Annotated in this window: 14 protein-coding genes and 1 pseudogene; 6 read left to right on the forward strand and 9 right to left on the reverse strand. The window is 60.7% G+C overall.

Annotation, left to right across the window (positions count from 1 at the left end):
- The first annotated feature begins 51 nt into the window (after positions 1-51).
- Genes ACM6HV_RS17725 through ACM6HV_RS17735 form a run of 3 tightly spaced genes read left to right on the forward strand, consistent with a single transcriptional unit; the run spans position 52 to position 2,874 of the window.
- A complete protein-coding gene (locus tag ACM6HV_RS17725) occupies positions 52-960 on the forward strand; it encodes an ABC transporter permease (protein WP_414904877.1) in 909 nt (302 codons plus the stop codon).
- Entirely contained in the window at positions 957-1,805 is an 849-nt protein-coding gene (locus ACM6HV_RS17730) for an ABC transporter permease (RefSeq protein WP_414904878.1), read from the forward strand. The genes ACM6HV_RS17725 and ACM6HV_RS17730 overlap by 4 nt, the downstream gene beginning before the upstream one ends.
- 13 nt (positions 1,806-1,818) lie before the next feature.
- Complete coding sequence (locus ACM6HV_RS17735; protein ID WP_414904879.1) at positions 1,819-2,874, forward strand: ABC transporter ATP-binding protein; 1,056 nt, start codon at positions 1,819-1,821, stop codon at positions 2,872-2,874.
- 126 nt (positions 2,875-3,000) lie between these two features.
- On the opposite strand, the gene ACM6HV_RS17740 is transcribed toward ACM6HV_RS17735, so the two are convergent.
- Complete coding sequence (locus tag ACM6HV_RS17740; RefSeq protein ID WP_047296122.1) at positions 3,001-3,930, reverse strand: AraC family transcriptional regulator; 930 nt, start codon at positions 3,928-3,930, stop codon at positions 3,001-3,003.
- A gap of 431 nt (positions 3,931-4,361) precedes the next feature.
- Here ACM6HV_RS17740 and ACM6HV_RS17745 point away from each other — a divergent pair, with 431 nt between their 5' ends.
- Both ACM6HV_RS17745 and ACM6HV_RS17750 read left to right on the forward strand, forming a co-directional pair.
- Positions 4,362-4,715: an antibiotic biosynthesis monooxygenase family protein gene (locus tag ACM6HV_RS17745; protein ID WP_414904880.1), complete on the forward strand. Its 354-nt coding sequence runs from the start codon at positions 4,362-4,364 to the stop codon at positions 4,713-4,715.
- 43 nt (positions 4,716-4,758) lie between these two features.
- Positions 4,759-5,001, forward strand: a complete 243-nt coding sequence (locus ACM6HV_RS17750) for a hypothetical protein (protein WP_007965872.1) — start codon at positions 4,759-4,761, stop codon at positions 4,999-5,001.
- On the opposite strand, the gene ACM6HV_RS17755 is transcribed toward ACM6HV_RS17750, so the two are convergent.
- Both ACM6HV_RS17755 and ACM6HV_RS17760 read right to left on the reverse strand, forming a co-directional pair.
- Positions 5,002-5,631, reverse strand: a complete 630-nt coding sequence (locus ACM6HV_RS17755; protein WP_041068463.1) for a flavin reductase family protein — start codon at positions 5,629-5,631, stop codon at positions 5,002-5,004.
- 254 nt (positions 5,632-5,885) lie between these two features.
- Positions 5,886-6,119 (reverse strand): hypothetical protein, encoded by a 234-nt coding sequence (locus ACM6HV_RS17760; protein WP_414904881.1) that lies wholly within the window; start codon positions 6,117-6,119, stop codon positions 5,886-5,888.
- A 318-nt stretch (positions 6,120-6,437) separates the two neighbouring features.
- On the opposite strand from ACM6HV_RS17760, the pseudogene ACM6HV_RS17765 reads away from it, so the two are divergent.
- Positions 6,438-6,866: pseudogene (locus ACM6HV_RS17765) on the forward strand (hypothetical protein); the annotation flags it as partial.
- Between the two features lie 132 nt (positions 6,867-6,998).
- Here the strand turns inward: ACM6HV_RS17765 and ACM6HV_RS17770 are convergent.
- The 6 genes from ACM6HV_RS17770 to ACM6HV_RS17795 form a co-directional block, all read right to left on the reverse strand.
- The gene (locus ACM6HV_RS17770; protein ID WP_414904882.1) at positions 6,999-8,318 is read right to left on the reverse strand and encodes an MFS transporter; all 1,320 of its coding nucleotides are present in this window, start codon (positions 8,316-8,318) and stop codon (positions 6,999-7,001) included.
- A 296-nt stretch (positions 8,319-8,614) separates the two neighbouring features.
- Entirely contained in the window at positions 8,615-9,946 is a 1,332-nt protein-coding gene (locus tag ACM6HV_RS17775) for a sigma-54-dependent transcriptional regulator (RefSeq protein ID WP_414904883.1), read from the reverse strand.
- A complete protein-coding gene (locus ACM6HV_RS17780; protein WP_121186911.1) occupies positions 9,946-11,706 on the reverse strand; it encodes a sensor histidine kinase in 1,761 nt (586 codons plus the stop codon). The genes ACM6HV_RS17775 and ACM6HV_RS17780 overlap by 1 nt, the downstream gene beginning before the upstream one ends.
- 78 nt (positions 11,707-11,784) lie before the next feature.
- The gene (locus ACM6HV_RS17785) at positions 11,785-14,607 is read right to left on the reverse strand and encodes an RHS repeat domain-containing protein (protein ID WP_414904884.1); all 2,823 of its coding nucleotides are present in this window, start codon (positions 14,605-14,607) and stop codon (positions 11,785-11,787) included.
- Positions 14,608-14,633: 26 nt separating this feature from the next.
- Entirely contained in the window at positions 14,634-17,411 is a 2,778-nt protein-coding gene (locus ACM6HV_RS17790; protein ID WP_414904885.1) for an RHS repeat domain-containing protein, read from the reverse strand.
- A complete protein-coding gene (locus tag ACM6HV_RS17795; protein ID WP_414904886.1) occupies positions 17,411-21,949 on the reverse strand; it encodes a SpvB/TcaC N-terminal domain-containing protein in 4,539 nt (1,512 codons plus the stop codon). The genes ACM6HV_RS17790 and ACM6HV_RS17795 overlap by 1 nt, the downstream gene beginning before the upstream one ends.
- Positions 21,950-22,061 lie beyond the last annotated feature (112 nt).

A 22,061-nucleotide genomic window follows, 5' to 3' on the forward strand; every position in this document is an offset into this window, starting at 1 on the left:
CAGCTCCTACAGGGATGTGTTGTTTGGCTTTCCATTGACGAGATCATTGCTATGGAACATCAATCCCTGACCCAACCGGTCGACGCAGGTGACGTGCGCCCGGCGCGCGGTGTTTCGCCGACCGCCCGGGCGTGGTTTTTCCTCACGCCGTCGATGCTGTTTCTCGGTGTGCTGATCGCCGCCAGCCTGCTGGTGCTGCGCATGAGCGTCGGCACTAAAGGCGCGGAATGGAGCGGGTTCAGCCTCGCCAGCTACGCGCAATTGCTCGAACCCTATTACCTGAAATCCCTGCTGCTGACCCTGCGTCTGGCGCTGATCAGTGCGGTGATCGCCGTGCTGCTGGCGATCCCGGTGGCGTACACCATGTCACGCCTGACCTCGCCGTTCGTGCGGCGGATTTTTCTCGCGGCGGTGCTGTTGCCGTTGCTGGTCAACTTGTTGCTGCAAAGCTACGGCTGGCTGGTGATTCTCGGCCCGGGCGGGATGCTCAACCAGACGCTGATGGGCCTGGGCCTGATCAAACGCCCGATCATGTTGCTGTACAACCAGAACGGCGTGCTGATGGGCCTGGTGCAGACCGCGTTCCCATTGGCCGTGCTGCCGATTGCCAGCGCCATGCGCGGTGTTGCGCGTACCTACGAAGAGGCCGCCGCGACACTGGGCGCCAGCCGTTTTCAGGTGTTCCGTCAGGTGGTGTTGCCGATGAGTCTGCCGGGAATCATCACCGGGGCGACGCTGGTGTTCGCCTACAACGCCAGCAGTTTTGTCGTGCCGTTGCTGCTCGGTGGCCGCCGTGTGCCGATGCTCGCGGTGATGGTGCATGACCAGATCGCGCCGCTGATGAACTGGCCCGCGGCATCCGCGGCCGGGGTGGTGCTGATCGTCACCACGCTGGCGATCATGACCCTGTCCGAATACATCACCGGCCGTCGTCGGCGCCTGCTGGAGGCTTCGCAATGAGTTCCCTGACCAACAAGCGCATGGCGCTGCTGCCCGGCGACACCGGCAAGTTCGCCGGGATCCTTTCCGGGGTCATTCTGCTGCTGGCGGTGTTGCCGATCCTGACCATGATCGTCATGTCGTTCAGCGGTGCGTCGAACCTCGACTTCCCGCCGAGCAGCTACAGCCTGCAATGGTACAAGGCGGCCTGGCACACCTTCGTTTCGCCGGACGCCAGCGACGTGCTGAGCCTCGGCCAGGCCATGGCCACCAGCCTGCTGGTGTCGTGCCTGACCATGGTTTTCGCCACGCTGATCGCGGTGCCCGCCGCCTATGCGCTGACCCGCTGCGAGTTCCGTGGCAAAGCCGTGGCGCTGCAACTGATGTCGCTGCCGCTGGTGTTTCCGATGGTGGTGTTGGGCCTGGCCTTGCTGCTGGTGTTCGACAGCCTGCCGTTCCACCTGACCACCTCGCGGCTGGTGATTGCCCACGTGATTCTGGCGCTGCCGTTCGTGGTGAAAAACTGCACCGCCGCGATGCTCTCCATCGGCAACGAAGTCGAAGAGGCGGCGCGGATGCTCGGCGCCTCACCGCTGCGGGCGATTGTCGATGTGGTGGTGCCGTTGATGAAGTCGGGGATTCTGGCGGGGATGCTGCTGGCGTTCATCGTCTCGTTCAACGAATTCACCGTGACCTATTTCCTCTACACCATCGACGTCATGACCGTGCCGATCTGGATGTACAGCCGCACCGTGTCATCGCTCGACCCTACCGTGTTCTCGTTTGCCGTGCTGATCGTACTGATCGACTTCGTCCTGATCTGGGCGCTGGAGAAGCTGGTGGGCGAGGGCGGCGTTTCCTTTTGATTTGAGGTGCAACATGACTGGTCTGATTCTGGAAAACGTCGAGAAATTCTACGGCTCGGCGTGCGCGGTACAGGACGTCAATCTGCATTTGCCGGAAGGCCAACTGGTGTGTTTTCTCGGCCCGTCGGGCTGTGGCAAAACCACCTTGCTGCGGATGATCGCCGGGCTGGAAACCCTCACCGGCGGCGAGATTCGCCTCGAAGGCGAGGACATCGGTCGCACCCCGGCGCACCTGCGCAACTTCGGCATGGTGTTCCAGTCGCTGGCGCTGTTCCCGCACATGACCGTCGGCGAGAACATCGCCTACCCGCTGAAACTGCGCGGCGTGAGCAAGGCCGAGCAGCAGGCGCGGGTGGTGGAGTTGCTGGAGCTGATCCAGTTGCAAGCGATGATCGACCGACCCGTGGCGAAACTTTCCGGCGGGCAACGACAGCGGGTGGCGATTGCCCGGGCCATCGCCTCGCGGCCGAAAATCCTTCTGCTCGACGAACCGCTGTCGGCGCTGGACGCCAAGCTCCGCGAGTCGATGCAGGTGGAAATCCGCCAGTTGCAGCAGCGCTTGAACATCACCACGATCATGGTCACCCATGATCAGCGCGAAGCCATGACCATGGCCGACATCGTCGTGGTGCTGGGCGAACACAAGGTGCAGCAAGTGGGCACGCCGATCGAAATCTATCGGCATCCGGCCAACGAGTTCGTCGCCGACTTCATCGGTTCGGGCAACATCTTTCCGGCCACTGCGCTGGGCGACGGCAAAGTCAGCCTGCCGGGCGGTGATGCGCTGCAAGTGCCGATCTGCAGCAGCATCGAGGCGGGGCAGAAGGTAAAGATGCTGATTCGTCCGGAAGACCTGCAACTGTCCGCGCCACAGGCAACGGCGGGCAATCGCTTGCTCGGCAAGGTGACGTTTGTGCGTGATATTGGCGCGACCATCGAGACCACGGTGGAGTGTTCCGGGGTGAGTTTCACCGCGTTGAGCACGCCGTGTCAGGGGATCGGTTTGGGGATCGGGCATCCGGTGTCGGTGACGTTGCCGAGCGAGGCGTGTCGGGTGTTGGGGGCTTGATCCGGACTTGATGCTGGCTTCACTGGCCTCTTCGCGAGCAGGCTCGCTCCCACATTTGCAAAAGCGTTCCTCTGTGGGAGCGAGCCTGCTCGCGAAAGCGCCAGATGCAGCAACGCCAAGTCCGGATCAGACCGACTGCCGCAACCGCGCCAGATCCCGCAACGGCGGTGCACCAAACAAGCGGCTGTACTCGCGGCTGAACTGCGACGGGCTTTCATAGCCCACGCGATAGCCCGCCGCCGACGCTTCCAGCCCTTCGGCCAGCATCAGGCGCCGCGCTTCCTGCAGGCGCAATTGCTTCTGATATTGCAGCGGACTCATCGCCGTCATCGCCTTGAAACGGTGATGCAGGGTCGAGACGCTGAGGTTCACTTCTTTCGCCAGATCATCAATGCGCAGCGGTTGTTCGAAGTTGCCGTTGAGCCATTTGATCGCCTGGCTGATGCGATGGCTCTGACTGTTGGCAATCGCAATCTCATACAAACGGTGGCCCTGCGGACTGCGCAGCAGGCGATAGAGAATCTCTCGGCGAATCAGTGGCGCGAGCATGGCGATGTCTTTCGGCGCATCCAGCAGTCGCGCCAGACGCAACACCGCGTCGAGCATCGCGCTGTCGATCTTCTCCACATACAGGCCGCGCCCGGTCGGCCGGGTCGGCACGCCCATGGGGCCGGCGTCGGCGATCAGTGCGGTGATTTCCGCCGGGTCGATGTCCAGGCGCACGGCGAGGATCGGCTCCTCCGGCGAGACATTCACCACCCGCCCGCTCAGCGGCATCGAGACCGAGACCACCAGGTAATTCAGCGGGTCGTAATTGAAGAACTCATCGGCCAGGCGCACCTCTTTGCGGCCCTGGGCCATGATGCACAGCGCCGGTTGCGCGAGCACCGGGGCGAAGTCATGGGATTTTGTGTGGCGCGACATGAACAGTGAGCCGATGGCGGTCTGGTAACTGCCGTCGTCGGTGGTGTTGCGGCGGATGATCGCCGCGAGTTCTGCGCGCTGTTTTTCCATGTCGGCATCGGGCGGAGACTGGAAACGATCGAATGACGTCATGCGCGGCATCCTCGGCAAGGAATCTGGAATGGAGCAGAGCCTATATTTGTGCAAGCGCAAGCGGTAGACACATCCTGTCAAATGCTTGCCTGATTCTGCATCGGCTGGTTTTGTGCCACCGCCATCAACCTGCACCCGACGCATAGCGACCTGCAGTCGAATCCCCCTGTAGGAGCTGCCGAAGGCTGCGATCTTTTGATTTTAAAAACAAAAGTCAAAAGATCGCAGCCTTCGGCAGCTCCTACACAAAAGCGTTGTGACAGCGGTGTGACAGGTTTCTACCCGTCGACATCGGGCGTTTGTGCAGTCTCGCAGGATTGTGCAACGCAGCGGCAGGAATCGACTAACGGCACCTTGCGCGCGGCCCTTAATCTTGGATCCTGTCGCAGCCCGTCCCCCGGCTGCCACGCGACTCCCTGGGAGGGTTGAACATGTCCAAGCAGATTCCCGTCAGTCATATGGCCTTCGTTCGAGCGCGCGCCGGACGCTCCGCCGAACTGGGTGTACGCCTCAGTGCCTTGATCGAACCGTCACGCAACGCCCCCGGTTGCCTGAACTTTGCCCTGCAGCAGTCGCAATGCGATCCGGACCTGTGGCTGGTCTCCGGTTTCTGGAGCCATCAACAGGCAATGACCGCGTATTTCAACAGCCCGTCGATGCAGATCTTTGCCGAATTGGTTCAGGATCTGGTGGTCAACAGCCTGGATTTCCACACCTTCAAAGAAGTGTCAGCGGTGCAGGCGCTGGGACAATGCCCGGCACCGATACACAAACTCGCCGGTTGAGGGTTTAATGTCCGGCTTATTGGTCTGAGCCAGGATGTGTGCCATGGCACGTAAAGAGTTCGAACACTTCGAAGCAGTCTCCGCAGTCGTCCCCGTCGAGTTGGGCGGCAACAAGGGTTATCACGCGGCAATCGCGGTCAAGGCCCTGGTCGATGGCGGTGCGCCACGCTTTCACAAACTGCTGGGTGATCAGGTGTTCCCCGGCGCCATCGCTGCCGATGAGGCTGCCATCAATGAGCTGGACCGCCTCAAGGGTGTCACTGATGACGCCGAGTTGATCTGGTAGTTATTTGACCGCCCCCGGGCGCCACATCTTGAACAGGGCTTCAGGCCCCAACTGGAAATAATCCGCCGGCCCGCCGCCGCGCAGAATCGGTTCTGCCGCGGCGGTGTCGTAGATCCCGTCCTTCAACAGCCACTTGGCGATATGCACGGCAACCACTTCGCCGAGAATCAGCCAGCTCGGCACGGTTTCGCCATCGGCGCGCTGCAACTGAATGATCTGCGTGACCTTGCATTCGAAGGACACCGGGCTTTCGGCAACCCGTGGCACGGCAATCACCTTCGACGCTACGGGCGTCAGTCCGGCCAGTTCAAACTCGTTGACCTGCGGCGCGACCATCGCGCAGCTTTGGTTCATCTGCTCGGCCAGCGGGCGGGTGGCGAGGTTCCAGGCGAACTCGCCGGTCTGCTCGATGTTGTTCAGGCTGTCTTTGCGCCCGACGCTGGAAAAACCAATGATCGGCGGAATGTAGTTGAACGCGTTGAAGAAGCTGTAAGGCGCCAGGTTCAACTGCCCATTGGCATCCTGCGAAGAAATCCAGCCGATGGGGCGTGGGCCGACGATGGCGTTGAACGGATCGTGGGGCAGGCCGTGGCCGTGGGCGGGTTCGTAGAAGTGGATGTCATCGGACATGGACGGGGTTCCTCAAAAGGGCAATCTGAAAGACGCCATAGTGTAAGAGCGCACCGCGTATTTCCAGTCGAACGCTGATCCCACTGTAGGAGCTGCCGAAGGCTGCGATCTTTTGATCTTGATCTTAAAAACAAAATCAAAAGATCGCAGCCTTCGGCAGCTCCTACAGGGGATTTGTATGGATTTCAGAAATTGTAATGCTTCAGAAATGACTAAGCCCGGCCGAAGCCGGGCTGTGGAAGAGCTGCTGATATTCAGCTGATGGCTGCAGCAGTACCGGTCTTGTCGAAGCCATCGGCGGCCACGCTTTTGCCGATGTTGGTTTTATCGAAACCGTCAGCGGCGTAAGTGCCCGAGTGGCTGGTTTCGATGGCGGCGCTGGCGCCGGAAATGAAGTCGGCCGATTTGGTTTTGTCCGAACCATCGGCAGCGAAAGTGTTGGCGGCCAATACGGACAGGGTCAGGGCGAGGATCAGTTTGGTTTTCATGTCAGTTACTCCAGATGCGTTGGCGATGTGTCTTGCTTGGATCTAATGCTACGCCAACTAAATTGATTAAAAAGCGCAAATAAATGCTAAAAACAATCGATTAACTTGATATTAAGGGCGGCGCATTCAATTCGCTTTCGTCGTTAGAGCGAGCGCCGCGCAGGTCATCGATCAGGCAGGTGCAGGATGCGGGAGATGCATTAACCGCTAATTAATGGCCTCCTTCGGGCTGTGTGACAGATTTTTCATACATTCCCGACCGGTTTTTCACCGGCAGAACGCCAGTCTGCCCACGGCCAGAAAACCAAGAACCGGGCCTGGCGCCTGAGCGGCGATTCGCTGAACGTCAGCAAGGTGCAAACCTTTCGGGGCGAGATGTTCTACTGGATGGCGATTCTGTTTTCCAACACCCTGGGGACCGCACTCGGCGACTACCTGGCCGATGATTCGGGCCTGGGTTTTGCCGGTGGCGCGCTGCTGATCGGCTCGACCATTGCCGTGGTGGTTGCGCTCAAATACTTCACCAGGATTTCGACCGTGGTCTTGTTCTGGGTGGCGTTCGTGCTGACCCGTCCGTTCGGTGCGACCTTGGGCGACCTGATGACCAAATCCCATGAAAAGGGTGGCCTGGACTTCGGCACCATCGGCTCGTCGGCGGTGCTGGCAGGGATTCTGCTGGTGATGATTGTCGGCGCGTCGTATGCGCAGAAGCGTTATGGCAAGCCGCCGGTTGCCGAGTTGAGCTGATACCCAGTCGCGTCATTCGCGAGCAGGCTCGCTCCCACAAGGGATTTGTGTCGATCACAGATCCAATGTGGGAGCGAGCCTGCTCGCGAAAGAACCACCACAGCCACCGTTGCGGTGGCTGTGAAAACCCGATCAGTCCGTCACGATCCGCGAATGTTTCTGCGTGTCTTTCATGGTGATGTACACCAGCAACGACACCGCGATGCACGCGGTCACGTACCAGTAGTAACCGGTTTCCATGCCGATGCTCTTGAACCACAGCGCGATGTATTCGGCGGTGCCGCCGAAGATCGACACGGTCAGTGCATACGGCAGGCCGACGCCCAGCGCGCGGATTTCGGTCGGGAACAGCTCAGCCTTCACCACAGCGTTGATCGAGGTGTAGCCGCTGACGATGATCAGTGCGGCCATGATCAGGAAGAACGCGCCCCACCAGGTCTGGATGGTGTGCAGGGTCATCAGGATCGGCACGGTGAAGATCGTCCCGAGTACGCCGAAAGCGATCAGGATCGGACGACGACCGATTTTATCGGACAGGCCACCGATGATCGGTTGCAGGCACATGAACAGGAACAGCGTGGCCGCGGAAATGGTGGTGGAGTCGGAGATGCTCATGCCGACCGTGTTCACCAGGTATTTCTGCATGTAAGTGGTGTAGGTGTAGAACGCCAGCGTACCGCCCATGGTCAGGCCGACCACGGTGAGCAGCTCTTTCGGATGGCGCAGCAAGGTGCGCATGGCGCTTTCCTTGGACTTCTCTTTTTTGGTGAACGACTCGGTCTCTTCCATGCCGCGACGCAGGTACAGCGCGACGACCGCGCACAGTGCGCCGATGGCGAACGGAATACGCCAGCCCCACGCGTACAGCTGTTCGGTGGTCAGCAGGTTCTGCAGCACGATCAACACGCCCAGCGCGATGAGCTGGCCAGAGATCAGGGTCACGTACTGGAAGCTGGAGAAGAAACCGCGACGTTCCTTGGTCGCCATCTCCGACAGGTAGGTGGCCGAGGTGCCGTATTCGCCACCGACCGACAGGCCCTGTAGCAAACGGGCAAACACCAGCAGGATCGGCGCGCCGATGCCGATGGTTTCGTAGTTCGGGCTGAGGGCGATCAGCAAGGAGCCGAAGCACATCAGGTAGACCGAGGCCATCAAGGCTTTCTTGCGACCGACTTTGTCGGCGTAGAGGCCCATCAGCCAGCCACCGATCGGACGCATCAGGAAGCCCACGGCGAAGATCGCGGCGGTGTTCATCAGTTGCGCGGTGGTGGAACCGGCGGGGAAGAAAGTCTTGGCGAAGTACAGCGAGAAGGCGGCGTAGACGTACCAGTCGTACCACTCGACCATGTTGCCGACCGAGCCGCTGAAGATCGATTTGATCCGGCTGGCGGTGGTTCTTGTTTTGGCGGGCGTGGCAGCCGACCCAAGGGGCAGGGCGTTGGAGTTATCCATTGAAGGATCCTTCGTTTAATTGTTTTTGTGGAGCGCGTTAAAACGCAGCCTGCCGGGGCTATAGCAGGAGCTGTGCCAACGGCGAGAGGGGCGGTTTAGACGGGGTGGCGGGATTTGATGAGCGGAAATCCGCTTATGGCTGGATTGTGGTGAGCGGAAAATTGCTCATTCAGGCTGATGGATAATGGTTGCCTGTGCCGGCCTCTTCGCGAGCAGGCTCGCTCCCACAGGGGAAACGCATTCCAATTGTGGGAGCGAGTCTGCTCGCGAAGGGGCCACTAGCGACAATCAATAAATCAGCTGCCCGGAACAAACATCTCCCGGCTCAACCCATGCCGCTGCAGCTTTTCATTGAAGGTGCGGCGCGGCAGCTGCAATTCTTCCAGCACCGCTTTCACATCGCCCTTGTGCCGGGTCAACGCCGCACGCAGGCACTGCGCTTCAAACGCTTCCTGCTGCGCAGCGAGGGATTGGCCGGGGTCGATGCCCTGTACCGGCTCATCCAGCCCCAGCACCTGGCGCTCGGCAACGTTCGCCAGTTCCCGCACGTTGCCCGGCCAGTCGTGGCTGAGCAGGTGACTCAATTGCGCTCCGGAAAGAGGCGCAAAGGTGCGGCCCAGACGCTGGGCGGCGTTGAAGGCGAAGGATTCGAACAGCAGCGGAATGTCTTCGCGCCGATCACGCAGCGGCGGCAGCCGCAGCTCGGCGACGTTCAGGCGATACGCCAGGTCTTCGCGAAAACGTCCGGCCCGGGCCTCATCCAGCAGATCCGGTTTGGTCGCGGCGACAATCCGCAGATCGACACGAATGCTCTGGTTCGACCCGAGGCGCTCCAGCTTCTGTTCCTGCAGCACCCGCAGCAATTTCACTTGCTGGGCCAGCGGCATGCTTTCGATTTCATCGAGAAACAGCGTGCCGCCGTCGGCGTACTCCAGCTTGCCGATGCGCTTGCCGGACGCTCCGGTGAACGCACCACTTTCGTGACCGAACAACTCGGCTTCGAACAACTGCTCGGGAATCGCCGCGCAGTTGAGCGCCACGAAGGGCTTGGCGGCACGCGGGCCGAAATCATGCAGGCAGCGCGCAATCAGTTCCTTGCCGCTGCCGGTTTCGCCACGGATCAGCACGTTGACCGGCAGCGCCGCCAGATCCAGCACCTGGCGGCGCAAGGTCTGCATGCCACGGGACACGCCGAGCAGCGTCGCATCGAGGCGGGCGCGGTGGTCGGCCTGCGCGTGCAAGGCGCGGTTTTCCAGGACCAGCCGACGCTTGTCGAGCGCGCGGCGCAGGCTGCCAAGCAGGTTGTCCGGGCTGAACGGTTTTTCGAGGAAGTCGTAGGCGCCGTCACGCATGGCTTCGACCGCCATCGGCACATCGCCGTGGCCGGTCAGCAGAATCAGCGGCAGATCGGCATCACGTTTCTGCACTTCGGCCAGCAATTGCAGGCCACTGAGCCCGGGCATGCGCACATCGCTGAGGATCACCCCGGGAAAGTGCGCCGGCAGGGCCGCGAGGCAATCTTCGGCGCGACTGAACAGCTGCACCTCGAACCCCGAAAGACTCAGCCATTGCTCCACGGCGTTGCGAATGCTGCTTTCGTCATCGACCACCATCACTGAATTGAGCATCAGAGGTGTGCCTCCAGATCGATCGGCAGGGTCAGGGCAAACACCGCACCGGCTTCGCCATTTTCCACGCTCAGACGCCCGCCGGATTCGTGCACGATAGCGAAGGATACCGCCAGCCCCAACCCCAGACCGTCGCCGACCGGTTTGGTGGTAAAGAACGGGTCGAACACCTGATTCAGGTGTTCTTCGGCAATCCCGCCGCCATTGTCGATCACACTCAGGCGCCACAGCTGTTCGTCGGCTTCCAGGCGGATTTCCAGACGCTTGCACGGTTTGCCTTGCATCGCATCGAGGGCGTTGCGCAGCAGATTGATCAGCACCTGTTCGAGGCGGATCGCATCGCCCCGCACCCAGGCCGGACGCGTCAGGTGCAGCACCAGGCTGACCTGTTCATCGCGCAGACGGGCGTCGAGCAATTGCAGCGATTGATCGACCACCGTCGCCAGATCCAGGCGTTCGCGCAGGCCGCTGGGGCTTTTGCGGGCGAAGGTTTTCAGATGGCCGGTGAGCGACGCCATGCGCGTGAGCATGTCGTCCACCGGTTTGAGCGCCTTGTAGGCGTCATCGACACGGCCGTGCTCGAGCAGCAGGCGCAGGGTCGCCAGTTGCATGCGTTGCGCGGTCAGCGGTTGATTGATTTCGTGGGCCAGGGCGGCGGACATCTGCCCCAGCGCCGCCAGTTTGGCCGATTGCACCAGACCGTCCTGCGCGGTGCGCAGATCGCGGGTGCGTTCCTCTACCAGTTGTTCGAGTTCTTCGCGGTTGCGCTGGCGGACTTTCGACAGGCGCCAGCGCTGATTGAGGAACAACAGCAGAAACACCAGCGCCAGCCACACACCTGCAGCGGCCAGCCCGGCGTTGCGCAAGTCTTCGAACGCCACCTGCGGGCGGCGCAGCAGGTGCAGGGTCCAGCCTTCGGTGGTCAGCGGCAGCGATTCCCACAAGTAATCCGCTGTTCCGTCCGGGCCTTCGACCCGGCGCAAGTCGCTGTTGTCGTCGAAGTGACGCAGCGACAGATGCGTCAGCGGGACCAGCGATTGTTTGTCGTACTGCCGCGTACGCTTGATCTCGGCCATGTCGCGGCTGTCCAGCGGCCGTAACGAGCGATAGCGCCAGCCGGGCTGGTTGGCGATGAAGATGATCCCGCGCGCATCGCTGACCAGCAGCGTGTCACTGCCCTGGCTCCATTCCCGCTCAAGCTCGGGGAACTCCAGCTTGACCACCATCGCCCCGAGGAACTCGGCGTTGTCGCCGAGCACGGCGCTGGACAGAAAATATCCGGGGATGCCGCTGGTTACGCCCACTGCATAAAAGCGCCCGCTGCCCTGAGTGCGGGTCTGGCTGAAGTACGGACGAAAACCGTAGTTGTGGCCGACGTAACTGCTTGGCAGGCGCCAGTTGCTGGCAGCCACCGCAAGGCCGGTGTGATCGAGCAGTTCGAGGGTCGAGGACTGCGCCGCGCCGTTGATCTGCTCCAGCTTCAGGTTCAGCGCGTTCTGTTGCTCAGCACCCACTGGCCCGGCCAGCGCGCCGCGCAATTGCGGATCCAGCGCCAGCACGGCGGGCAGGGCGCGGTAGCGGTCGATCAGGGTATGCAGTGAATTGGCATACAACGCCAATTGCTGGCTGGCGCGGGTGGCGTCTTCCTCCAGCGCCTGACGCTCGGCGTGGCGGATGGCAAGGGTCGCGGCGATGGCCGCACCGGCAATGATCAGCAGGGTGTACAACGACAAACGCAGGGTACGAGAAGTCGGCAGCATGCTGGACTGATGGATAAGGGGACGGGCGGGCACGATAGCATGGGGCCGGCGATCCTGTTCGCTTCATGTGTCAGCAGATCAGACCGTAGTGAACTGACGGGATCTGGAGCGCAATATAGTGCGCGTGTATTCCAGCTCGTTGATCACGGCCGCCGTGGCATACCATAGATTGTGCGGTGTATTGCCTTCGTTTCGGCCCAATAGCCCATAGGTATTGATTGCCGTTAAGCCTGCGCTCTCGAAGGCTTTTTCGATATCGAGCATGTTGGCAGACAAATAATCGATCAGGCCGCTCGCATTGGCGATGCCCTTGGCCATTTTTTCAGCGCTGAGCTCATGACTTGCTCCGGCGATTTCATGGCCTATTTCAATTGCACCCAACAGTGCCCCCGCCGTGGCGCTGATTTCAGCGGCAGCTTGCGGCAGCATCTCCTTGGCGCCAACATTGATCAGAGTCGACGCCACTTCCTTGGAGCCCTTGAGCACGCCCTTCTGCGTATCGGGGATCATTTTCGCGTACTTCTGCTGCAGGTAATTGATCGGTGCCATGGTTTTATATTCGGCTTTCTCGACAATTTTCTCCTTGGACAGACGGCTGGCCTTGAATTTGACAGAAGCGCTGGTGCCGGTGCGTTCTGCGGCGTAATCCCACAATCCGCTGATCAGTTTCTTCGCGCCAATGCCAATCGCAATCCCAACGACGTTACCTGCGCCGGGAGCGACGGTGCCCAGCGCCTGGGCGCCGATACCGACCAGAATGCCGCCACCGTAGGCCACGACCTGGCCGGTCAGGTGCACACCGGTGCGGCGCAGGACGGCCCCGGCAAATTGCCCCGTCGAGCGCTGGTTGAGTACCTGTTGCTGGGCATCCAGACCGCGACGCAGCGACAGCGCCAGAATGTTCAGATGACGATCGACCTGTTGTGACAGACTGACCCGATCCCGGTAACGCTGCTTTTTCTCTTTGCTCAGTGCCTTTCTCTGATCGCGCTGAGCGGGGGTTTCGATAAACCTGTCCAGGGTCTGGCCGTCGGTGTCGATGTGGCCAATCGGATTGTTGGCGACAAAGGCATACAGGTTCAGCCCGTCGATATCCAGGGCCGGATCAGCGCTGACCCAGCGTTGCAACCACGGTGCGTAATAGCGTGCGCCATAGTAATAAAGGCCGCTGCTGTCCATTTCCCGGCCTGAATAGCGAATGGTTTTGTAGCCGACTTCCAGTGCCGAGCGAGTCGCCAGCCAGGCGGTTCCACCAAATGCGTAGTAATGCTCCAGGCTGATCACGTCAGCCTGCCGGTCAAGCTCCAGTGCGCAAGAACCAAGATGGTCATCAAGGTTATAGCGCAGTTGATCGGCTTCGATGCCGGACGGTCGGCCATTGAGCCAGTGCAGGCAACGTGCGCCTGGAAGATTGATGACATGCAGTTGCTGCCCGTCACTGCGGCTGTGGATTTCCAGGCCTGGCAGGTAGCGTACCTCGTGACGGTGGGTGACGGACGGGGTGTGGCTCAGCGAGCACTTGTAGATGCGCTCACCTTGGCTGTAACGGTAGGTTTCAACGTCGTCGGGCAAGCCGTTGCTGTGTTGCAGCAAGGTAACGCGGATCAGTTGATCCCGACTGTCCCACGCCAGAGGCTGAGCGCCGGGTTGCAGTCTCAACTGGTTACCGTGCTCGTCGAAGTGATCGCTGAACACCGGGTCGGGATCACCGGGTTTCCAGCGCACCCCACGATTACTGTTCGGGTCGATCTTCATCAGTTGAGTGAAATTATGGCCTTCGCGCACATGCACAAGCTCGACGAGGTTGTTTCCCGCGTCATATGCATAATGTTCGGTGTAGTTGTAGCGTCGTCCTGGATCGACAGGCTGGATCGGTTGCGGCAAACCGGGCGACTGCTGCGGGATCTCGCCTTCGAAGCCAAGACTTTCGATCAAACGATAAAGCGAGTCGTAGACAAAGAGACGGACGCCATCGACGCGCTGATTGGCAAAATACACCGTGGCCAGAGTGCGGTCCTCGATACGCAGGACATTGCCGACCGGGTCGTAGGTGTAGCGCAAGTCCTGCAGCGGTTTTTCCTGATCCTTGCCGGCCAGCAGATTCAGCAGCCGACCGTCAGCGGGATCGTATGCGCGGCGGCTGCGAACACCATTGCCGGCCAGTTGTTCCAGCGGTTGGCCGGAGGCGTTGTACGTGGCAGCGTCGAGCACCGGTTGTGCCGCGTCAGCCCCCGCTATCCACAGCGATACCCGACTTAACTGGCCGGCGACATCGTAGCTCGAGCGTTGTCGGTGACCACCGGCATCGGTGACTTGCACCACATTGCCGTGCGCGTCGAAATCCATACGAGTGATGAACGCTGCCGTCTCGCCAGACAGCGTACGGGTTTCACCCACGGCCGTGCCATGCAGGCTGTATCCGTCGACCACCACCGTGGCGCCCGGGTCGGCGCTTTCGCTCAACTCACCGCGCAGGTTATGCCCGGGGTCGGCATTGTGGTCGGCATAGCTGTAGCGCTCGACATCGTCTTGCGCATTTTCCGTGACGGCGATCAACCGCATCATCGGGTCGTATCGATAGCGCCATTGCTTGCCGCGCTGGTCGTGGCGTTGCAACACTTCATTGGCCAGACCGGGCAGATTGACGCGCCAGCCGGAATCGACGCTGTCGACTTTCAGCGGTTCCCCGTCCAGACGGTAGGCGGTGGTCAGGCAGGGCACTGGGAGCCGTGGGTCGTATTGTTCGATCAGACGACCGTTGGAGTCGTAGCATTGGCGGGTGATCTGGCATTGGACTTCGGCGTCCACCATCGCCCGCAGATAAGCAACGGCTCTGACCGGCAGCCCCCTGGGATCGTGAGCCGACAGGGTGGGTGTTCGCCAATGCACTGAAGAATTCATGCCCGCCCCTCCGTGAAACGGATCATTCAGGCTGCCTTTTTCCGGGTTCGTCGCTGCGCCAGCAAGAACTGATTGTCAGTAGTGCCCATCGCTTTGTACGCCGTCATCATGTCTTGAGAGCTCTTGATGTTGGACAGCGTAAAACGGGTCAGACGACGCAGGTCTGAGCGAGAGATGGGGGCCAGGGTCTCTGCCGATGTCATATGGTTGATGTTTGGCAGGGAGTTGGCCGGGTAAACGATGTCGGTGCCCAGCGCATCGAATGCATTTTCAGCCCAGCCGGCGCGTTGTTCTACCGCCGATTTCCAGTCATCGAGCATTGTGTCTATTTTCTTGATCTTTACCGGATCAAGGCGGTTTTTGATGTCTTCTGCTTCTACTGCCCGGGCAAACATGTTCAGTGCTGCGGGGATGATCGATATCCACGAAGCCATGAGCCGGCCCATCACGAAGGAGGGGTTGAGTACCGCATCAAGGCCCGGATGAATCAACTCGTCCTTCACGTTTCGCCAGGAGCTGATTTCCTTGGCGTCCGCTCTGATGCCCAGCCCGTGATCAATGGCCTTGACCGAGATCTGCGAGGTTTGCGGAATCAGTGGGCCCGTTCTGAGACCAGCGCTGTTGGCTATCGGATCTATCATGGCCGTGGCGGAGTCGCCGCCAATATTGCCGCCGATCACCCCTCCGGTGGTGGTGTAGGGTGTGGTGCCAGGTACATTGGGCATGATCAGGTCAACCTGCTTGCCGCCTGCGACACCACCCTCATAGCCGACGACCCCTCTCACGACTTCACCTGCCATGTTCAGTGCCAGATTCATCGCCACACCTTCCTCATGGAGAATGTTGTGGATTTGCCCCGCCACCTGCGTGGAGTGTCCCTGGACGCTTGAAAGAAAGGCTGAATACAGCATGATCACACTTTCCGCCCTGTTGTTTCCGTCAGGATCCACATAGCGCAGCGGATGGTTACCGACGAACGCAAACCGGTTCGGCCCATCGACATCTCCCGCCGGATCCGCACTGAGCCATCGTTGCAACCACGGCGCGTAATACCGCGCACCGTAGTAATACAAACCGCTGACATCCATTTCCTTGCCTGAATAGCGCAGCGTCTTGTAGTCAACCTCAACAGCCGAATTCGCGCTCATCCACGCGGTCGCACCGAACGGGTAATAGCCTTCGTGGCTGATCAGGCGTGCCTGCTGGTCCAGTTCCATCACGCAGGAGCCCAAGTGATCATTGAGGGTGTAACGCAGCTGGTTATCGGCAACGCCCGGCGGTTTTCCGCTGAGCCAATGCAGGCAAACGACATGGGCACCGCCGGTGGCGAGGCTGATGACGTGCAATTGCTCTGCGTTGTCCTTGCTGCGGATCTCCAGTCCGGGCAGATAGCGCACTTCGTGGAAATGCCGGGTAGAACCGTTGTAGGTGTCATGGCGTTTGTAGACGCGCACGCCTTGGCTGTAGTGATAAAACTCGGCGTCATCCGCGCCGTTTTCGCGTTGGAGCAGGGTCACCGAGGCCAGTTGATCGCGAGCGTCCCAGCGTAATGTCTGTCCCGGTTGCAGGGCCATCAGGTTGCCGTGGCGGTCGAATAGCTGATCGAAGTCCGGTGCGGGATCACCTTCTTTCCAGCGCACACCGCGATTGCTCGCAGCGTCGATACGCATCAACCGGGTCTGGCAGGCGCCGTCGCGCACATGACACAGTTGCGTCAGGTTGCCGCCGTGATCGTAGCGGTAGGTCTGCAGGTAATTGCGTCGGTCGTTGGGGTCGCTCGGTTGCGGTCGGCCGGGAATGTCGCCGGGTGCAGCGTCGTCGTAACCGCTGGCGCTGATCAGCCGATACAGCGAGTCGTAGCTGAAGGTGCGTTCGCCGTCGACCCGCTGGTTGGCGAAATGGCTGGGCGTGAAAGCGTGGTCGAGGATCCGGGTCGGATTGCCGACCGGGTCGTATTCATGTTCGAAGTCCTGCAGGGGCTGCTGCGCACCTTTCTGTGCCCATTGCCGTTGCACAAGCCCGGTGTCCGGCTCATAACGCCAGTAGCGGCTGACACCATTGCCGGCATGCTGCGCGATGATCTGTCCGGCGGCGTTGAAGTGCGCGTCGAGCAATACCGCTTGCCACGTGTTGTGTCCGGCCAACTGCAGTTGCAGATGCTTGAGCTGACCCGCGAGGTCATAGCGCGATTGCTGGCGGTGGCCGCCGGCGTCGGTCTGTTCCAGCACCGCGTCCAGCGGGCTGAAGATGCGCTGGGTGACAAATTCCCGGGCATCGGTAAAGGTGCGCCGTTCACACCGCAACTGACCGGTCAGGCTGTAGCTGTCCAGGTGCAGGGTGCCGGAAGGGTCGAACTGTTCCAGTAGTCGGCCACGCTGGTTGTGATCGGCCGGGGCACTGGCATCGGCATAGGTGAAGGTGTCGCTGAGCGGGTCGGCGCTATTGCTGATCGACACCAGGCGCAGCAGCTCATCGTAACGGCTGCGCCAGTGCACGCCGCGTGCGTCCCAGCGCTGCACGGTTTGCCCGGCCAGCCCGGGCAGGCTCAAACGCCAGCCGGCATCAACGCTGCTGACTTTCAGTGGCTGGCCGTTGAGGTCGTAGAGGTGGGTAGTGCTCGGACCGCTCAGGCGTGGATCGAACTGCGCCACCAGACGCCCGGCCATATCGTGCTGTTGGCGAGCCACCAGGGCCTCGGCCGGTTCATCGGCCCGTGCGCGCAGGTAGGCAACCTGACGCAGCGGCAAGCCGCGACTGTCGATCACGAGGAGCGACGGCGTGCGCCGATGGAGATTGGCGTTCATCAGTGCAGGGTCCAGGGTGATGCCGGCTTCGACTCGACGGATTCGTCGGTGTCGTTGAAGTCTTCACTGGTCTGATACCACGGATGATAAGTCTCGCGGGAAAAATAGCCCTTGGCGTTGATCAACTTGACCGGACGCCCGAGCGGGTCATAGAACAGTTGATCGAAGTAGCCGTACCGTCGTAGCGATTGATCATTGACGTAGCCGTGAGTGTCGGCAAAAAACGGCCGGAACTGCCGCACGACCAGCCCTTTGTTGTTGTATTCGACCCGCGCACTGACCCGCCAGCGTGACTCGGCGTGTTCCTCGCGCAGCTGTCCGCGATCGACGATCAGCGACCCATCATCGGCCACTACGCGGGCGATTCCGGGTTCGACCCGTTGCAGGGTTTGCAACGCGCGACCAAAACCGTCCACGTAGCTGATGATGATCTGCACTTGTGCCGCCACCGGATCATCGGGATAGCGGTCGGCACTCAGCGTCGCGCTGTGCACCGGTGTGCGCGCAACCGCGTTGATGAGTTCACGCAGTGCCTGTTCGGCGGCTGTCGGCGACGTCAATTGCGCCAGCCGTCGGCGCGCGCTGGCGCGAATGTGCAGGCTCGGCAACACATCGCCGCTGGCCAGCCATTGGTCAAGCAGCTGCGGCGTTGCGTTGATCGTCGCAGGCAACCGTCCCATCCAGCTGAACAAATCCCTATGCAAGGTGCTGGCCGCTTTTTGTACGGTCGCTTGCGGGTTGGCAATCGCGGCGTCCGGATCTGGATCTACTGGGCGAACGTATTCGTCGAGCGGTCGAAAACCGGCAGCGACAGCGTTTTCTGTGCCATGGAAACTGGCCGCAAAAGGTTGGCCAGAAGGTGCGTAAAGTGCTTCCTGAATGTTCTCGTTGGCATCGATGATGCGCACGGGCTGCAGGGCATGGCGATCGTATTCGCAGCGGGTGATGCAGCCATCCGGCAGTTCGACGCTGATGACCAACAGGCGATACTCGTCGTATTGCGCCTCGGTCCAGCCGTGGCTCAGGGTTTCGCGATACGCAAGGACCCGGAAGAAATCCTTGGCCTCGGCGTACTTCGCGTAGTTGTAATGCGCGGACCAGAGGCTTTCTGCATCCGCATTGATCGCCGAGTCTTCGAACAGCAACGCCATCGGTGTGTAACCGATGTTCGCCAGCTCCTGCAGGATATCGAACGGTGGCGGCACAACGTCGTAGGCGGCGAGGGCCGTCTTGTCAAAGCTGGCCATTTCCAGCGGCCCTTTCAGCGCTTCAAATTCTGCCGAGCCGTCGGGCAGCAGACTGCCGTCCTCTTTCTTGATGTAGCGCTGCACGGTTTGTCCGGTCAGCACCCGCAGGGCATTCCACTCGGGCGAGCGGACTTGCTCTTTGAGTAATTCCCATGTCACCTGTTGCGGATTGAGGCCCGACGGCAGATCACCTTTGGGCAGCATCAGCGCATTGCTGCGTTGCTGCCAGGGCAGGCCTAGCCGCCATTGATAGAGCTTGTCGTCCAGATCAATCGCGCGCGCGCGCGTTTCGTTGATATAAAACGACTGCTGCGCCGGGTCATGCGCGTCCCGCCACCACTGTTGTTCGTCGGGGTCGCTGAAAGGCGGGGGATCACCGGGCAGGCGCCGTCGTGCATAACTGATGGTCAGGCTGTGAGTGGCGTGGCCGTATTCGCTGCTGGCGAGCAAGATTTCATGACGGCACAACGGGTCGTCAATGAAACCATCGTACTGATAGCTGAGTTTTTCCAGGGTCTGCACCAGCAGCACGGCTGCCGATCCCTGCCGACCTGTGGGCTGGACATCTCGTACCCGATAGCGAAACTCTTCTACCGCACAGAGCCGTGTATTGGCCGGCTCGTCAGTGCCGGTCCAGGTTTCGATGCGGGCGACGGCGCCGACCAGCGCGCGCGCGATTGCATGGCGTACGCCTTCGTCCTCTGGCGTTACGGGTTCATCGTATTCATCGCCGGGGTGATAGCGACTGAAGACGGTGGGTCGCAAATCAACTGCGTCACGGTCACCGTCGAAGTAGCCGTGCCTTGACCGATCCATCGCCTGCCCGGTCAAGAACCAGGTACAGACCCGCACCGGTGCTGTGAAGCCAACGTCGTCATCGCCCGCCGAACGTTCACTGTCGCTCTGCTGCAGGTGACCGAAACCACGAAATTCACGCTCGGTGCTGTCGTAGACGCCTTCGCGATAGACGCACGATTGCGTCAGGCAATTGCCGGTGATTTCATCCAGTTGGCGTTGCCGGCTGACGACTTGAACCGCGAACGGTAAATGGCAGACCGGTATTTCTCCGGGATGATCGGTAAGCCACTGCTGTTTTTCATCCAGCCATTCCTGGGCAGAGCTGCGATAGACCACTTGCGTGGCGCAGCCCATGTTGTTGTTGCTAGCGGTCAGCAAATAAGGCTTGGCTGCGACGAAGTCGTAGCGCCAGTGCTGCGGGGTCATGTGCGGCACCGTCAGGATCAGGCTGGCACAACCCAGGCCTTGCAGATCGGCGAAAGTGACCTGACACAGGCGGTCGTAACTCACGCCTTGCGGCCACGGCACGAAGACGGGCGTCTGTTCCAGGCCATTGCCGCCGCGATTGAGGTAGATCTCGAAGCCGGCGGTTTTCAGATAAAACAAGGCCGGTGCGCCGGAGCCGTCGAGGTCGGCGATCCGCAGTTGTTCGACGTTGAATTCGCCATACAGGAAGGGCAGGGCACTGATCACCCGGCCTTCGCCGAATTTGCCATGCCCCAGATTGGGCCAGCATTTGATTTCGTTGTGCCGGATCCGGCACAGCTCGCTCATGTCACTGCCGAGCATGTTGCCTAGAAACACCAGTTCTGTTGGGGCGTTGCCGAACAGCGGCAGACTGTCCTCATTGTCTTCGCGAGGCACCTCTTCGGCGCTGGAAAATCCTTGCTCCCGGCGATTGGCATACAAGCGCACCGCGCGCGGACCGATCAGTGCCAGCGAGTTGAGGCCGTCACCGACCAGGTCGCCGAGCTGCGAAAGTGTGTTGAAAAATTCCAGCGGCATGCCGTTAAACGCGATGAATGGCGCCCAACTGCGGTCGGCATTCAACGTGCGATATCCGCTGATGCCAGGTTCGGCAACGCTCCAGTCCAGTCGCCCGTTGCCGGTCAGGTCGAGCAAGATCTGCCGGGCGGCGCCGTCGCGTCTGGCCACCGGGATCTGTTCCAGTTCAGTCCAGGGCGCATAGGTGATGGCGTCAGATCCCGTCATTGCACGAAGCGGTTCGCGGTAATACCAGCACTGATCGTAGCGGCAGAGAAATCCCGGTACACCTTCACCGTACAGATCGACGCACTGGTAAAACTGGCCATCCTCAACGCCCGGCATATTGTCTTCGGCGAACATCCGGGTCGGGATTTTATTGATCGCGAAGGGCGAGTAGTCAAACTCCACTGGCGGTGTCGTCTCCAGCGCGCCGCTGGCATCGAAGGCCTGATAGTGCGCGGCGTTGATCCGGTTGTAAGTCCAAGGATCGGAGGGCGACGGGTATTCGAGCAGCAGCCGCCGCACCAGCAGTGGATCCTCATCGGCAGGCCGCGAGAAGTTGTGGAACATCAGGATTTGTCGGCACAGGCGCCGCGTACCCAGCTCGAAACCCTGACCGAAGGTGCAGAACGGATCCCGGCGTTTATCCCAGACAGCCAGGCTGTCGCCAGCGTACACCGGAGCCTCTGTCAGTGAACGAGTGCGCTCGCCGTAATCGAACAACAGATGGAAATGCCAATCCAGTTCGGCCGGATCCTCCACGGTCCAGCTGTACAAATGCTGACTGGCGCTGACATTGCCATAGAACACCGCGTGCAAGTAACGCTGGGCGCGGTAATCGTGAATCGGGTCGAGGTCCTGATCATCGGCCAGATAGGCGAAGCAGATGTGCTCGCCAAGCGGGTTCATGCTCTCGCACAGCAACCAACTGCCGACGCGAAGTGCATCGTCCGGATCGGCCCGGCGCGAGGCGCGGGTCTTGCCGTATACGTGCAGTGAACCGTTCGCGCCGTGGATCAGCCAGAAGGGCGGCTCCTCTGGTTCACCCTGCGCAGAGACCGGCTGCCAGCGTTCGCGCAGGGTAAAGTCGCTCTCTACCCGTGGCCAGAAGCGCACCACGTTATGAGCGCCGACGGGAATGGCGTTGTAGCTGTCTTCTACACGGGACTTTAGTGTGCCATCACTGTTCAGTTCGGGGGTCCAGACTTCACCGTCGTCACCGATGATTTCATCGAGATCGCTATAACGCGGTACACCTTTTTGAATACTGCGGCTGATCTGTCCAATGCCCAGGCTCCAGCCGATGCCGAACGGTCCGTTGCCGGCTTGGCTGCTGTAAGTCAGCGTGAGTTGTGGATCCCAGCCGCGTCCGGCGGACAAAGGCAGTGGCAGTTCAAATGAAGCCGCGCCGGTCGCACCGACCGCTCCCCAGCTTTTGCCGATGGTGGTGATCGACGCGCTGCTGGCGATGGACGGGGTGATGATGCTCAGCTCTTGATCGGCCATGGTCGGATCCATTGCACACGTGACACACGTGAGTGCACAGACGCTACCAACAAGTGGGAAGTACGTAACCTGTCAGATCTGACAGGTGCCAAAGGGCTATTGATGTGCTGGG

The sequence above is a fragment of the Pseudomonas sp. IT-P260 genome, from assembly GCF_949768395.1.
GTDB classification, from domain to species: Bacteria; Pseudomonadota; Gammaproteobacteria; order Pseudomonadales; family Pseudomonadaceae; genus Aquipseudomonas; species Aquipseudomonas parakoreensis.